General features: G+C 70.5%; 12 protein-coding genes and 1 riboswitch. Of the genes, 6 read left to right on the forward strand and 6 right to left on the reverse strand.

From position 1 onward, the window contains the following. Window positions 1–47 precede the first annotated feature (47 nt). Together OG698_RS37360 and OG698_RS37365 are read left to right on the forward strand one after the other, a co-directional pair. Window positions 48–692, forward strand: coding sequence for a MerR family transcriptional regulator (locus OG698_RS37360; protein WP_406108307.1), 645 nt, complete (start codon window positions 48–50; stop codon window positions 690–692). Between the two features lie 57 nt (window positions 693–749). Next, window positions 750–2,177, forward strand: a complete 1,428-nt coding sequence (locus OG698_RS37365; RefSeq protein WP_406108308.1) for a DNA polymerase IV — start codon at window positions 750–752, stop codon at window positions 2,175–2,177. Here the strand turns inward: OG698_RS37365 and OG698_RS37370 are convergent. After that, window positions 2,163–2,546, reverse strand: a complete 384-nt coding sequence (locus OG698_RS37370; protein ID WP_326776810.1) for a PRC-barrel domain-containing protein — start codon at window positions 2,544–2,546, stop codon at window positions 2,163–2,165. The two genes, OG698_RS37365 and OG698_RS37370, sit on opposite strands and share 15 nt — an antisense overlap. A gap of 113 nt (window positions 2,547–2,659) precedes the next feature. Beyond that, window positions 2,660–2,755, forward strand: a riboswitch (glycine riboswitch). Between the two features lie 184 nt (window positions 2,756–2,939). On the opposite strand from OG698_RS37370, the gene gcvP reads away from it, so the two are divergent. After that, the gene (gene gcvP / locus OG698_RS37375) at window positions 2,940–5,825 is read left to right on the forward strand and encodes an aminomethyl-transferring glycine dehydrogenase (RefSeq protein ID WP_406108310.1); all 2,886 of its coding nucleotides are present in this window, start codon (window positions 2,940–2,942) and stop codon (window positions 5,823–5,825) included. Window positions 5,826–5,913: 88 nt separating this feature from the next. Here gcvP and OG698_RS37380 read toward each other — a convergent pair whose 3' ends face one another. Beyond that, window positions 5,914–6,111 (reverse strand): DUF5999 family protein, encoded by a 198-nt coding sequence (locus OG698_RS37380; protein ID WP_165914281.1) that lies wholly within the window; start codon window positions 6,109–6,111, stop codon window positions 5,914–5,916. Between the two features lie 342 nt (window positions 6,112–6,453). Beyond that, on the reverse strand, window positions 6,454–7,041 hold the full coding sequence (locus OG698_RS37385; protein ID WP_100597634.1) for a hypothetical protein: 588 nt from the start codon (window positions 7,039–7,041) through the stop codon (window positions 6,454–6,456). A gap of 491 nt (window positions 7,042–7,532) precedes the next feature. Here OG698_RS37385 and OG698_RS37390 point away from each other — a divergent pair, with 491 nt between their 5' ends. Beyond that, window positions 7,533–9,053: a glutamate-cysteine ligase family protein gene (locus OG698_RS37390; RefSeq protein WP_406108312.1), complete on the forward strand. Its 1,521-nt coding sequence runs from the start codon at window positions 7,533–7,535 to the stop codon at window positions 9,051–9,053. A 22-nt stretch (window positions 9,054–9,075) separates the two neighbouring features. Here the strand turns inward: OG698_RS37390 and OG698_RS37395 are convergent, their stop codons facing one another. After that, the gene (locus OG698_RS37395) at window positions 9,076–10,848 is read right to left on the reverse strand and encodes a substrate-binding and VWA domain-containing protein (protein WP_406108313.1); all 1,773 of its coding nucleotides are present in this window, start codon (window positions 10,846–10,848) and stop codon (window positions 9,076–9,078) included. Window positions 10,849–11,011: 163 nt separating this feature from the next. Here OG698_RS37395 and OG698_RS37400 point away from each other — a divergent pair, with 163 nt between their 5' ends. Beyond that, window positions 11,012–11,812 carry a CPBP family intramembrane glutamic endopeptidase gene (locus OG698_RS37400; protein ID WP_100597631.1) on the forward strand — a complete coding sequence of 267 codons (801 nt, stop codon included), beginning with the start codon at window positions 11,012–11,014 and terminating at the stop codon, window positions 11,810–11,812. Window positions 11,813–11,906: 94 nt separating this feature from the next. On the opposite strand, the gene OG698_RS37405 is transcribed toward OG698_RS37400, so the two are convergent. Further along, on the reverse strand, window positions 11,907–12,716 hold the full coding sequence (locus OG698_RS37405; RefSeq protein WP_406108315.1) for a PhzF family phenazine biosynthesis protein: 810 nt from the start codon (window positions 12,714–12,716) through the stop codon (window positions 11,907–11,909). Between the two features lie 139 nt (window positions 12,717–12,855). Between OG698_RS37405 and OG698_RS37410 the strand changes: the two genes are divergently transcribed. Next, window positions 12,856–13,473, forward strand: coding sequence for a PadR family transcriptional regulator (locus OG698_RS37410; protein ID WP_327576985.1), 618 nt, complete (start codon window positions 12,856–12,858; stop codon window positions 13,471–13,473). 100 nt (window positions 13,474–13,573) lie between these two features. Here the strand turns inward: OG698_RS37410 and OG698_RS37415 are convergent, their stop codons facing one another. Beyond that, window positions 13,574–14,002, reverse strand: coding sequence for an SRPBCC family protein (locus OG698_RS37415; RefSeq protein ID WP_326776817.1), 429 nt, complete (start codon window positions 14,000–14,002; stop codon window positions 13,574–13,576). Between the last annotated feature and the right edge of the window lie 51 nt (window positions 14,003–14,053).

A 14,053-nucleotide genomic window follows, 5' to 3' on the forward strand; every position in this document is an offset into this window, starting at 1 on the left:
CTGGTGACTGCCTACCGTCGAGAAGGCAGGTCAAAGAGGAGGTCGGCGTGAGAAGCAGCGGCGACGGTACGGCTGGGGGCGTCGGACACAGTCCGGCGGAGAGCGGCCCGTACTCGCTTCACGGCCACGCGGCCGGTCACATTCCGCGTCGGCCGACGGTGTTGCCGGTGGTCGCTCAGGGGGATGACGACGCGATGCCTGAGCAGGTCGGATACCGGGGACCCACCGCGTGCGCGGCGGCCGGTATCACCTATCGGCAGCTGGACTACTGGGCGAGGACCGGTCTGGTCGAGCCGAGTGTGCGTCCCGCCCACGGGTCGGGGACCCAGCGGCTCTACAGCTTCAGGGACGTCGTCGTCCTGAAGATCGTGAAGCGGTTCCTGGACACCGGTGTCTCACTGCAGAACATCCGCACCGCGGTGCAGCACCTGCGGGAGCGCGGCTTCGGCGATCTGGAGCGGCTGACCCTGATGAGCGACGGCGCCACCGTCTACGAGTGCAGCTCGCCGGCGGAGGTCCACGATCTGCTCCAGGGCGGTCAGGGCATCTTCGGTATCGCGGTCGGTGTGGTGTGGCGGGACGTCGAGAGCGCCCTGTCGCAGCTGCACGGGGAGCGCATCGACACCGGTGAGACGCTCCACGGGAACAACCCCGCTGACGAGCTGGCGAGACGGCGCAACCGCGCGGTGTGAGCTGGGTCGATGCGTCCGCCGGGGGCATTGTCAGTGCCGTAGGGCAGCATCGGACATGTGAGAACCGCGCCCACGATCCTGCATCTCGACATGGATGCCTTCTACGCCTCGGCGGAGCAGGCATCGAAGCCGAGCCTGCGCGGGAAAGCCGTGGTCGTGGGCGGGATCGGGCCTCGTGGGGTGGTGGCCACCGCCTCGTACGAGGCCCGGGTGTTCGGGGTGCACTCGGCGATGCCGATCGGGCAGGCGCGCAGGCTCGCGCCCAATGCCGCGTATCTCGTACCACGCTTCCAGCTGTACCGCGAGGTCAGCGAGCAGGTGATGGGGCTGCTCCGGGAGCTGTCGCCGTTGGTGGAGCCGCTGAGCCTGGACGAGGCGTTCGTCGATCTGGAGGCCGGTGAGGCGGCCTGGGACGCCGCGTCGGCGCGGCTGGTCGGTGAGCGGCTGAGGGAGGAGATCAGGGCCGTGACCGGCCTGACCGGCTCTGTCGGGATCGCGGCGTCGAAGATGCTGGCGAAGATCGCCTCCGAGGAGGCCAAGCCGGACGGTCTGTTCCTGATCGTGCCCGGCACCGAGCGCGCCATGCTCGGGCCCATGTCCGTGCGCACGCTGCCCGGCGTGGGGCCGGCGACCGGGGATCATCTGAGACGCGCCGGGATCACCACGGTCGAGGAGATCGCGGAGGCGGGCGAGGACGAGCTCGTACGGCTGCTGGGGAAGTCGCACGGGGCGTCGCTGTACGCCATGGCTCTCGCGCACGACGACCGGCCCGTGGTGGCCGAGCGGGACGCCAAGTCGGTGTCGGTCGAGGACACGTACGACGTGGACATCCACGACAGGGTGCGGGTGCGGACCGAGGTGCAGCGGCTTGCGGAGCGGTGCGTGCAGCGGTTGCGGGGGGCGGAGCGGTCGGGGCGGACCGTGGTCCTCAAGGTGCGGCGCTACGACTTCTCCACGCTGACGAGATCCGAGACCCTGCGCGGGCCCACCGACGACCCCGCAGTGGTGCGGGAGGCGGCGGCGCGGCTCCTGGAGTCCGTGGACACGACGGGCGGGGTGCGGCTGCTGGGCGTGGGAGTGACGGGTCTGGCCGACTACACGCAGGAGGATCTGTTCGCGCAGGCGCGGGCGCAGGCCGAGGCCGAGGCGCACGCGGCCGAGAGTGAGGGGGAGACGGTTGGGGTGGGTGGTGCGGGGGATGAGGGCCAGGTGGCTGCCGAAGAGGTCGTCGAGGCCGGGGACCGGCGCTGGGTGGCCGGGCACGACGTGCGGCACGAGGAGTTCGGGCACGGGTGGGTGCAGGGGAGCGGGCTCGGGCGGGTGACGGTGCGCTTCGAGACGCCGTACTCGGAGCCGGGGCGGGTGCGTACGTTCCGGACCGACGACCCCGCGCTCGTCCCCGCGGAGCCGCTGCCGCTGGTGGCGGAGGGCGACGTGAGGCGGGTTGAGGCGGGGGAGCGGGGTGCCGGGTCAGGTGTCGTCTGATGTGCCGGCGATCTTGCCGAAGTTACGGTCCTGAGGGGGCTCGGGGTCGTCCGGGCCGGTGATGTCGAGCCCGTAGTGGTGGTAGAGCTGGAGCTCCTGTTCGGGGGAGAGGTGACGGCCGACCCCGAAGTCGGGGGCGTCCTTGATCAGGGAGCGTTCGAAGGGGATGCGCAGGGTGCCCTCCACCAGCTCGCTCGGCTCCAGGGGGACAAAGGCGTCCCGGCTGAACAGGCCTGTGCGTATGGCCGCCCACTCCGGGACCCCGGTCGCGTCGTCGAGGTAGACCTCGTCGACAGTCCCGATTTTGGCTCCGTTGCGGTCGAACGCCTTGCGGCCGATCAGGTTTCGCGGATCGACATCGGTCTGCACGGTGCCCTCCAGCTGCTCGCAACTCATCCGTAAGCACTACCAAAGTGCACATTGGTGACGGCGGCCACTCGAAGCCGGGGCATTGTTGCCGCTGGTAGGCTGGCGATGGCTGCTGACCCCGTGCGGGAGAGTCCTCCGGATGACACCGGAGGCGCCGAAGGAGCAACTCCTCCCCGGAATCTCTCAGGCCCCTGTACCGCACGGACGAGGTCACTCTGGAAAGCAGGGCGGGCGTTCAGGCCTCCGCTCTCACCGACGGTGAAAGTCGGCATGCCCTTCGTGATGTGGGGCACGCCGGTGAAGCTCTCAGGTTGAGATGACAGAGGGGGAGGCCGTCCGGGCACCCGCGCCGTGGTGCCCCTCGCAGGTCGCAGTGACCAGGAGGCCTCCGCAATGACCGCCAACCGTATTCCGCTTTCCCAGCTGGAGCAGGGAATCCCCTTCGAGCACCGCCATATCGGTCCGGATGAAGCAGCGCAGGCCAAGATGCTCGCGCAGGTCGGGTACGGCTCGCTCGACGAGCTGACGGCGGCCGCGGTCCCGGACGTGATCAAGAGCGCCGAGGCGCTCGATCTTCCCGGGGCCCGCACCGAGGCCGAGGTGCTCGCTGAACTCCGCTCCCTCGCGGACCGCAACCAGGTCCTCGACTCGATGGTCGGACTCGGCTACTACGGCACGTTCACGCCGCCCGTCATCCTGCGCAACGTCATGGAGAACCCGGCCTGGTACACGGCGTACACGCCCTACCAGCCGGAGATCTCGCAGGGCCGGCTCGAGGCACTGCTCAACTTCCAGACGATGGTCGCCGAGCTGACCGGCCTGCCGACCTCGGGCGCCTCGCTGCTCGACGAGGGCACGGCCGCGGCCGAGGCCATGGCGCTGTCGCGGCGCATGGGCAAGGTCAAGAACGGCGCCTTCGTGGTCGACGCGGACGCGCTGCCGCAGACCATCGCCGTCATCCAGACGCGCGCCGAGCCGACCGGTGTCGAGGTCGTCGTCGCCGACCTCTCCGAGGGCATCCCGGCCGAGGTCGCCGAGCGCGGCGTCGTCGGCGTCCTGATCCAGTACCCGGGCGCCTCCGGAGCTGTCCGCGACATCAAGCCGGTCATAGAGCAGGCTCACGAGCTGGGCGCCGTCGTCACGGTCGCCGCCGATCTGCTCGCCCTCACGCTGCTGACCTCGCCCGGCGAGCTCGGCGCCGACATCGCCGTCGGTACCACGCAGCGCTTCGGCGTCCCGATGGGCTTCGGCGGTCCGCACGCCGGCTACATGGCGGTCCGCGAGAAGTTCGCGCGCAGCCTGCCCGGCCGCCTCGTGGGCGTCTCCGTCGACGCCGACGGCAACAAGGCGTACCGCCTCGCGCTGCAGACCCGTGAGCAGCACATCCGGCGCGAGAAGGCCACCAGCAACATCTGTACCGCTCAGGTGCTGCTCGCCGTCATGGCCGGCATGTACGCCGTGTACCACGGACCCGAAGGACTCAAGGGCATCGCGCGGCGCACCCACCGGTACGCGACGCTGCTCGCCGAGGGCCTCAAGGCCGGCGGTGTCGAGGTCGTGCACGGCGCGTACTTCGACACCCTGACCGTGAAGGCCGCCGGGCGTGCCGCCGACATCGTCAGCGCCGCGCGCGAGGGTGGCGTCAACCTTCACCTGGTGGACGCCGACCACGTGTCGATCTCGTGTGACGAGACCACGACGCGTACCCAACTGGGCGCCGTCTGGACCGCGTTCGGTGTCGAGGCCGATGTCGACGCGCTCGACGCGGCCGCCGAGGACACGCTGCCCGCGGGCCTCCTGCGCGGGGACAGCTACCTGACGCACCCCGTGTTCCACGCGCACCGCTCCGAGACCTCGATGCTGCGCTACCTGCGCAAGCTGGCCGACCGTGACTACGCGCTCGACCGCGGCATGATCCCGCTGGGCTCCTGCACGATGAAGCTCAACGCGACGACGGAGATGGAGCCGGTCACCTGGCCCGAGTTCGGCCAGCTGCACCCCTTCGCGCCCGCCGAGCAGGCGCAGGGCTACCTCACGCTCATCCGTGAGCTGGAGGAGCGCCTCGCGGAGGTCACCGGCTACGACAAGGTGTCGCTCCAGCCGAACGCCGGTTCGCAGGGCGAGCTGGCCGGTCTCCTCGCCGTCCGCGGCTACCACCGCGCCAATGGCGACGACCAGCGCACCATCTGCCTCATCCCGTCGTCCGCGCACGGCACCAACGCCGCGAGCGCCGTGATGGCCGGCATGAAGGTCGTCGTCGTGAAGACGGCCGACGACGGCGAGATCGACATCGCCGACCTGCGCGCCAAGATCGAGCAGTACGCCGACGAGCTCGCCGTCCTGATGATCACCTACCCGTCGACGCACGGTGTGTTCGAGGAGCACGTTGCCGACATCTGCGCGCAGGTGCATGACGCCGGCGGCCAGGTCTACGTCGACGGCGCCAACCTGAACGCCCTGGTGGGCCTCGCCAAGCCGGGCCACTTCGGCGGCGACGTCTCGCATCTCAACCTGCACAAGACGTTCTGCATCCCGCACGGCGGCGGCGGTCCGGGCGTCGGCCCGGTCGGCGTCCGCGCGCACCTCGCGCCGTACCTGCCCAACCACCCGATGCAGCCCGCCGCCGGACCCGCGACCGGCGTCGGCCCGATCTCCGCGGCGCCGTGGGGCTCCGCGGGCATCCTGCCGATCTCGTGGGCGTATGTGCGTCTCATGGGCGGCGAGGGCCTCAAGCGGGCCACGCAGGTCGCGGTGCTGAGCGCCAACTACATCGCCAAGCGTCTCGAGCCGCACTTCCCCGTGCTGTACACGGGCCCCGGCGGCCTCGTCGCGCACGAGTGCATCATCGATCTGCGCCCGATCTCGAAGGCGACCGGCGTCAGCGTCGACGACATCGCCAAGCGGCTCATCGACTACGGGTTCCACGCGCCGACCATGTCGTTCCCGGTGGCCGGGACGCTGATGATCGAGCCGACCGAGAGCGAGGACCTGACCGAGCTCGACCGGTTCTGCGAGGCGATGATCGCCATTCGCGGGGAGATCGAGAAGGTCGGTTCGGGCCGGTGGCCCGCCGAGGACAACCCGCTGCGCAACGCGCCGCACACCGCGGCCGCGCTCGGCGGCGAGTGGGAGCACGCGTACAGCCGCGAGGTGGCGGTCTTCCCCGCCGGTGTCGTGGCCGCCGACAAGTACTGGCCGCCGGTCCGCCGCATCGACCAGGCGTACGGCGACCGGAATCTCGTCTGCTCGTGCCCGCCCATGGACGCGTACGAGGACTGATACTCGCGCTGACATGCGTCAGGGCCGGTTCCGGGTTTCCCGGGGCCGGCCCTTTCGTACTGGGGACGCCGTCGGCGTCCGGATCCGCTCAGGCCGCGGTCACGACGTGCACGGGGCGGTGTGGAGCGATGATCTGGCCGTTGGGCAGCAGCTCACCGGTGTCCTCGAAGAGCAGGACGCCGTTGCAGAGCAGACTCCAGCCCTGTTCGGGGTGGTGGGCCACAGGGAGCGCGGCCTCCCGGTCGGCGGAGTCTGCGGACGGGCACGGTGGCTGGTGCTGGCACATGGATGGGATCTTTCCCTGTGAAGTGATGTCGGTGATGGGTGTGATGTCGCTGTCTGTCCTGCGGCTCGAAGCGTTGTTCATGGCCGCCCCCCCGTTTGTCGGTCGGTCCGGAACCCAGTGTTGCCCCACGGGCGTCAATCCGCAGGTATTTCGTCGCAGCGGTCCTCACTGGATGAGGACGCGTCACCCGTGCGGACGGTTCACCCCAACTGCACTGTCCCTTCGGGTGGTTCGGGCCGGCCTGACCGGGCTAGTCCGGAAGGGCGGGCGAGGGCACGGCTGCGCCCCGCGACCGGTCGGCATCGGTAGCGGGGCGCGGGCGCGTGAGGCGGCCCGGTCGCGTCAGGCGGGTGAGCCCAGAAGTGGCGCGGGGGTCAGTCGATGGGTGAGGACGGGCAGCAGCTCGGCGACCCGGTGTGGGCGGTGGGCGGCGATGCCGGGCGGCGCGGGCGCGAGCGGGACCAGGAGGTCACTGGCCGCGGGATGTCCCGTGGAGGCGTCGGCGTTGCAGTCCCCGTGCAGCCACAGGGTGAGCATGTACAGCTCCGGGACCGAGAGCAGACGCGGCTGGTAGGCCGCGGGCAGGGACTCGGCCTGGCGTAGCGCGCGTTCGGTGGCCGCGACGTACGGGCCCTCGAAGAAGTGCGAGAACGCCCAGCCGTCGGCGGTCAGCATCGTGTCGGCGGCGGCCACCGCGCGCTCCCCGCAGCGGATCAGGAACCGCCAGCCGGCGAGTCGGGTCGGCGAGGGGCCCGCGCTGCCCGTGACCCGGTCCAGTACGTGGACGGGCAACGGGAGTTCGGGACTCGCCGGTCCTTGGGCGGAGCGCAGGGAGGGGGTGCGGGCCTCGCGGACTGCGGTGGGGGAACCGAGGGCCGTGAGGACGGTGCGCAGGGCGGGCGCGGGAGCCGGAGGGACATGCAGCGGCATGGTGGGTCGCCTCTCATTCGACAGGCACGGTGGATCGAGGGCATGGCGGGACGAGCGGACGGCGCTGTCTGCTGACCGGGCCAGAGGGGGCGGGGGCAGGTACCGCGAGCGCCAACTCTCTGCCTCGTTCGCGGAGTTTATACGACGCGTGTTCACGCAGTGTTTCGGCTAGCCGTCTCGAAAATGCTCGGCAAGGCGTTATTCGGTCGGCGAGATGAGGGAAATCTGCCGATTTCCAGCGGGGCCGGGCCTGTGACCTCGTAATCTTCACGGCGAGCGGACGGCCGGTTCTCGTCGGTGTTTATCACCAGGCTAGGTGGAACCGAATCTTCGACATGCTGCATGCCTCGTGAATGTGCCCCGTGACAACTGCTGCGAGCCTACTCGCCCCCGGCGGAGAGCGGGGCGTTATCGATCTCATTGCCTGGGCATCATCCACCGTGACACAGCGGCCGGGTGGCCGGGTCGTCCATGCGAGGAGGGACGCTTCCATGGGGGAGAAGGTCGCGGCGGGCACGTTCGACCTGTCCGATCGACGGCACTACCGCAGGAAGCTGCAGCAGTGTCTGGTGGGGCTCGCGAGGCTCCTGGAGGAGCAGCGGTTCGATCGCCCGAGGAATCTGATGGGCCTGGAGATCGAGTTGAATCTCGCAGGGTCCGACGGCATGCCGAAAATGATGAATGCGCAAGTTCTCGAGCGCATCGCGAGCCGTGATTTCCAGACCGAACTCGGAATGTTCAATCTGGAAGTGAACATTGCCCCCCATCGATTGGAAGGCCGGGTTCTCGACCGGCTCGCCGAGGAGCTCAGGACGGGCCTCGCCTATGCCCACCGGAAAGCGAACGAGGTGGACGCCGGGATCGTGATGATCGGCATTCTCCCGACGCTCGCGCCCGATGATCTCGTCTCCGCGAACCTGTCCGACGTGGACCGCTACAGCCTTCTCAACGACCAGATGGTGGCCGCGCGCGGCGAGGACTTCGTGGTCGACATCGACGGGGTGGAGCACCTGCGCTGCAGCTCGGGGTCCATAGTGACCGAAGCGGCGTGCACCTCCGTGCAGTTGCACCTCCAGGTCACGCCCTCCCGATTCGCCGACGTGTGGAACGCCGCGCAGGCCGTCGCCGCCGTGCAGGTCGCGGTCGGCGCCAACTCGCCGTTCCTGTTCGGACATGAGCTGTGGCGCGAATCGCGGCCGCCCCTGTTCCAGCAGTCGACCGACACCCGCCCGCCCGAGCTCCAGGCCCAAGGGGTGCGGCCGCGCACCTGGTTCGGCGAGCGCTGGATCAGCAGCGCGTACGACCTCTTCGAGGAGAACCTGCGCTACTTCCCGCCGTTGCTGCCCCTGTGCGACGAAGAGGAGCCGCTGCGCGTCATCGACGACGGCGGAGTTCCGGCGCTCGGCGAACTCGTCCTGCACAACGGCACCGTCTACCGCTGGAACCGGCCCGTGTACGGGATAGCCGACGGCATGCCGCACCTGCGCGTGGAGAACCGCGTCCTGCCCGCGGGCCCCACCGTCACCGACGTCATCGCGAACGTCGCGTTCTACTACGGCGTCGTACGCGCCCTCGCCGAGGACGCCCGCCCCGTCTGGACCCGCCTGCCCTTCGACGCGGCGGCGCGCAACTTCGACGAGGCGTGCCGGTACGGGATCGAGGCGCGCCTCGACTGGCCGCGCCGGGGCCGTTTCGGCGGGGTCGAGAAGGTGCCCGCCGTGACGCTCGTACGGGACGAGCTGCTGCCGCTGGCCGCCGCCGGGCTCGACGCCTGGGGGGTCGAGGCGGCCGACCGTGACTTCTATCTCGGGGTGATCGAGGAGCGCTGCCGGCGGCGGGTCAACGGGGCGTCGTGGCAGGCGGCCACGTTCCACCGCGCGCTGGAGAGCGGCCTCGAGCGCGACGCGGCGCTCGCGGCGACCACCCGGCGCTACTGCGAGCTGATGCACGCGGGCGACCCGGTGCACACGTGGCCGGTGGGGCTCCCGGCGCCGGCGGTGCAACTGGGCTGACGGGCATGTCGGTCGAGCCCGGTCAGCCCTTGGCGCCCGCCTCCACGATCGCCTTGAGGATCACCGCGTGGATCTGGGCCGGGTCGCTGACCTGGTGCCCGGAGCCGCCGGTGGCCCCGGCGATCTGCTCGACCTCGTCCTTGTCGGCGTCAGGGCCGACCGCGATGGCGATGAGCGGCACCGGGTGCTGGGGGTCGGCGAGGCTCTGGAGCCGCGAGATGAGGTGGCTGCGCGAGATGGAGCCGAGGTCCTGGTTCGCGCCGTCGGTCACGACCACGAGGGCGTTGAACTTGCCGCTCCGGTAGGACGACGTCGCCTCCTCGTAGGCCGCGAGCGTGGTGTCGTAAAGACCCGTGGCGCCGCCTGGCACGGGCTGGAGGCCGCTGAAGGCCTCGGACAGCTTGTCGCGCTGGGTGCCGTCGCCCTTGCGGTCACCGAGGCGCTCGGTGGGGACGAGCTTGCGGTAGTCGCGGTTCCCGTCGAGGAGCGTGGCGAACTCCCACAGGCCGATCTCGTCCTCGGGCGTGAACGTGGCGAGCGCCTGGAGCATCGACGCCTTCGTGACCTCCATGCGGGACTGGTTGCGGCCCGGCACGTAGTTCGCCATGGAGGCGGAGGCGTCCACGACCACGGTGATCCGGGCGCTCTGCACCGTGATCGTCCACATGCCGAGGGTTTCCTGGAGCTCCTTGTCCGTCGGCGGCTCGGAGTCCGACGTCGCGTACGGCTGCGGGCTGCGGCCGCCCGCCCCGGCGACCACGGCGTCCGAGGGCTCCTCGTCGTCCGTCCGGAAGCCGTGCCTGTCCAGGATCCGGATGCCGGCGTCCTCGCCGAGCAGGGTCATGAAGCGGATGGCGGCCCGCCGCTCGTCCGTCGACTTGTCGCCTTCGTCGACCAGGGCGAACGGGTAGTCGAGCTGCGGCGAGCCGTCCTTCGGGTAGAAGAGGTCGAGCCCGTCCTTGTCGCCGGCGGTCGCGTTGTACCGGAACGAGGACTGCTCGGAGAGGAACAGCGCCTGGTTGCGGCGCGGATTGCCCTGCTCGGTGCCGGAGGAGTCGCGCGCCAGGGTGTCGGTCAGCTGGCCGTCGCTGTCGGTGGTGCGCTGCGAGAGCGCCTTGGCCATGGCGGCGGCCTGGGTGTCGCCCTCCGAGCCGGACTTCTTGGTGGAGGCGCCCAGCCGGGTCAGGGCGAGGAGACCGGTCGCGCTGCGCGCGGGGTCGGCGGTCCCGAGCCGCAGCTTGTCGCCCTCCATGGCCGCGCCGGTCAACTGCGCCCAGGTGTACTGCTTCGCGGGCCAGCCCATGCTCTTCGCGGCCGACGGCACCATGCTGATGCCGATGGGGGAGGAGGCTATGTTGCCCATCGCCGTGACCGGGGTGGCGTTCCCGCCGAGGCCGGCGCGCTGGATCCACAGACTCGAATCCGGCACCCACGCCTCGTAGTCCCCGGCGCCCTTCCCGCCCTTCTGCAGGGAATCGGCGATCTTGTACGAGTCGCCCGCCTGCACGCGGGTGTCGAGGCACTGCCCGTCGGAGGTCAGATGGTTTTTGCGGGCGAGGTCCGCGGCGTCGCGCAGCGCGGGAGCGACATCGGGCGAGGCGGCGATGTCGAGGTGGACCGTCTTGCCGTCGCAGGCCCCGCCGAAGGAGAGCAGCCCGCTCCTGGCCGCGAGAGCCGTGCCCCCGGCGACCACCAGGACCAGCGCCGTCGCGATGGCCACGGTCCGGCCGCGCGTGCGGGGGCGGGGGCCGACCGCGTCCGTCCCATACTCGTCGGGCAAGCTGTGACGTCCCATGCGGTGGTGCCCTTCCTTCGGCCTGGCCCGACGGAAGGGGAGAGGTACACCAAAGAACGGCCTTCGTCCCCCCGGCCTGTCGCGCGCGATCTTCGTACCTGTATTCGAGACCCTAGCGGGGCTGGGTGGGGGATGAGGCGGGATTACTCAACTGGAGGCAGGTGTGCAGGCGGAGGCGGGTGCGGTGGCCGATTCTTTTCCGAACGAGCGGCTTTCGCGACGGATTCTTCGGAACGAGACACTGCTCGTCCTGGCGCTCTCGCTCGGTGCGAGCGGAGTGTCTGCGCTGATCAGCTTTGTCGGATCGGTCACCAAACCGGGGGGTCTGAAGGACCAGGCGGCGACCCTGAACGCCTCGGCGGCTCCCGGGCGGCCGTGGCTTGATCTGGCGTGGCAGTTGTTCGGGATCGCGAGCGCGCTCGTGCCGGTCGCGCTCGTCGCGCATCTGCTGCTGCGCGAGGGCGCCGGGATGCGGACGATCGGCTTCGACCGTACGAGACCGCTCTTCGACGCGACCCGTGGCGCGGTGATCGCGGCGGTCATCGGCAGTACGGGTATCGCCTTCTACCTGGCGGCCCGTGGCCTCGGCTTCAACCTCACGGTGGTGCCGGAGGCGCTGCCCGACGTGTGGTGGAAGTACCCGGTCCTGGTCCTCTCGGCGATTCAGAACTCCGTCCTGGAGGAGGTGATCGTCGTCGGCTATCTGCTGCGCAGGCTGGGGCAGTTGGGCTGGACACCCGGCACGGCGATCGTGGCCAGCTCGGTGCTGCGCGGCTCGTACCACCTCTACCAGGGCATCGGCGGCTTCTTCGGGAACCTCGCGATGGGCCTGGTCTTCGCGTATCTGTACCGGCGGTGGGGGCGGGTCGGGCCGCTGGTGGTGGCGCACTCGCTGCTCGACATCGGCGCGTTCGTCGGATACGCGCTGCTCGCGGGGAAGGTCGGGTGGCTGCCCACGGCGTGAGGCCGGGGCGGGTGCCGGATGCAGGGGGCGTACGTGATCTTCGTACGCCCCCTGCGGCATGCCAGGGCCTTTCCTTCGGATCGGGGGAGACCCCCTAGGCGAGCAGGTCGCCCTCGATGACCGTGACGGCGCGGCCGGTCAGCAGGGTGCGGGCGCCGCGCAGTTCGGTGCGGACGAAGCCCGTGCGGGCGGAGGCCTGGAGGCCGGTGAGTTCGGCGCGGCCGAGGCGCGGGGACCAGAACGGCGCGAGGGCCGTGTGGGCGCTGCCGGTGACCGGGTCCTCGTCGATGCCGACGCGGGGGAAGAAACAGCGGGAGACGAAGTCGTAGGCGCCGTCGGGGTCCGCGGCGCGGGCGGTGGCGATGACGCCGCGCTCGGAACAGGCGGCGAGGGCCTTGAGGTCGGGTGCGAGGGCATGCACCGTCTTCTCGTCCGCGAGCTCGACGAGCAGGTCGCCCACCTGGCGGCCCGTGTCGTGGACGGAGAGCGGCTCGGCGCCCAGGGCGGCCGCGACACCTTCGGGGCTTTCGACACGGGTCAGGGGCGCGGACGGGAAGTCGAGTGTGATCGTGCCGTCCTCGTGCGGGGTCGCGACGAGCACGCCGCTGCGGGTGGCGAAGCGGACCGGGCCGTCGGCCGCGCCGGTGCTGTGCAGCACGTGCGCGGTGGCCAGGGTGCCGTGGCCGCACATGTCGACCTCGGTGGAGGGGGTGAACCAGCGCAGCGCCCAGTCGGCGGTGCCGCCGGCGGGCAGCGGGTGGGCGAAGGCCGTCTCGGCGTGGTTGACCTCAGTGGCGATGTCCTGGAGCCGGGCGTCGTCGGGGAAGTCGTCGAGGAGCAGTACGCCGGCCGGATTGCCGGCGAAGGGGCGGTCGGTGAAGGCGTCCACGATTCGAATGCGCATGGGCTGACGCTACGGGGACGGCGAACGCGCGGGCCAAGGCCAATTCGGGAGAGCTGGACCGGCGCAGGGTTGTCAGCCGAACAGTTCCGATATATCGTTGACGCATCGCGACCGATCAACGATGGAAGGAATGATTGCGATGCGTTCCCATGGCTACGAGCATGAACACGGACACGGACATGGACAGTGCGGGCCCGGCCATCCCGGTCGGGGCGGCTTCGAAGGGCGGCGCGCCGCCTTCGGCCCCTTCGGGCCGGGCTTCGGCCCGGGACCCTGGGGCGGCGGCGGGCGCGGCGGCCGGGGCGGACCTCGTGGAAGGGCACGGCGCGGCGACGTACGCGCGTCGATCCTGGCCCTCCTGAAGGACCGTCCGATGCACGGCTACGAGATGATCCAGGAGATCGCCGAGCGCAGCGGCGGGGCATGGAAGCCCAGCCCGGGTTCGGTGTACCCGACCCTCCAGCTGCTCGAGGACGAGGGCCTGATCGCCAGCGAGAGCGAGGGCGGCAAGAAGCTGTTCGCGCTCACCGAGTCCGGCCGTTCCGCGGCCGACGAGGGACCCGACGCCCCTTGGGAAGAGGCCGGGCGCGGGGTCGACTGGGACACCCTGAACGAGATCCGGCAGGCCGGCTTCGGTCTGATGGAGGCGTTCGGGCAGGTCTGGAAGACCGGCAGCAAGGAGCAGCGCGAGAAGGCGCTGACCGTCATCAACGACGCCCGCAAGAAGCTGTATCTGATCCTCGCCGACGAGGACTGAGGTCCGCCGGGGGGGGTGATGCCCCGTACCGACAGATGAAGGCGCCCCGCACCGAGCGTGCGGGGCGCCTTTCGCGTGTTCGCGCGCGCGGCCGGCCGACTCAGGCGACGAGGCCGGCCAGTTTGCGCAGTGACTCGTTGAGGGCGGCCGTCGCCGAGTCCTTGAGCTTCCCCGCCATCAGGGACACCGCGGCGCCGGTGAACTCGCCGTCTATGCGGACCGTCGTGCCGTCGCCGTCCGCGGTCAGGGTGTAGCGCGTGCCGACGGTGACGCCCATCGGACCCTTGCCCTTGATGGCGAGGGTGCGGGTGGTCTCCAGGTCCTCGACGGTCCAGGTCACCTCCGCCGGGAAGCCCATGAGCTTCATGTTCTCCTCGAAGGTGCCGCCCACTTCGAGCGCCGTGGGGGCGCCCTTCGGGAAGCTCGTGTGTGTGGCGTTCCACTCCCCGTACGCGGTGAAGTCGGTGAGCTGGGCCCAGACCTTCTCCGCGGGTGCCCCGATCCGTGCTTCCGCGCTGACTTCGGCCATGCGACCACCCCTTCTCGACGAGAGCTGCGGCGGGCGCAGCCGTGGTGTCGC

The sequence above is a fragment of the Streptomyces sp. NBC_01003 genome, from assembly GCF_045162695.1.
GTDB lineage: Bacteria > Actinomycetota > Actinomycetes > Streptomycetales > Streptomycetaceae > Streptomyces.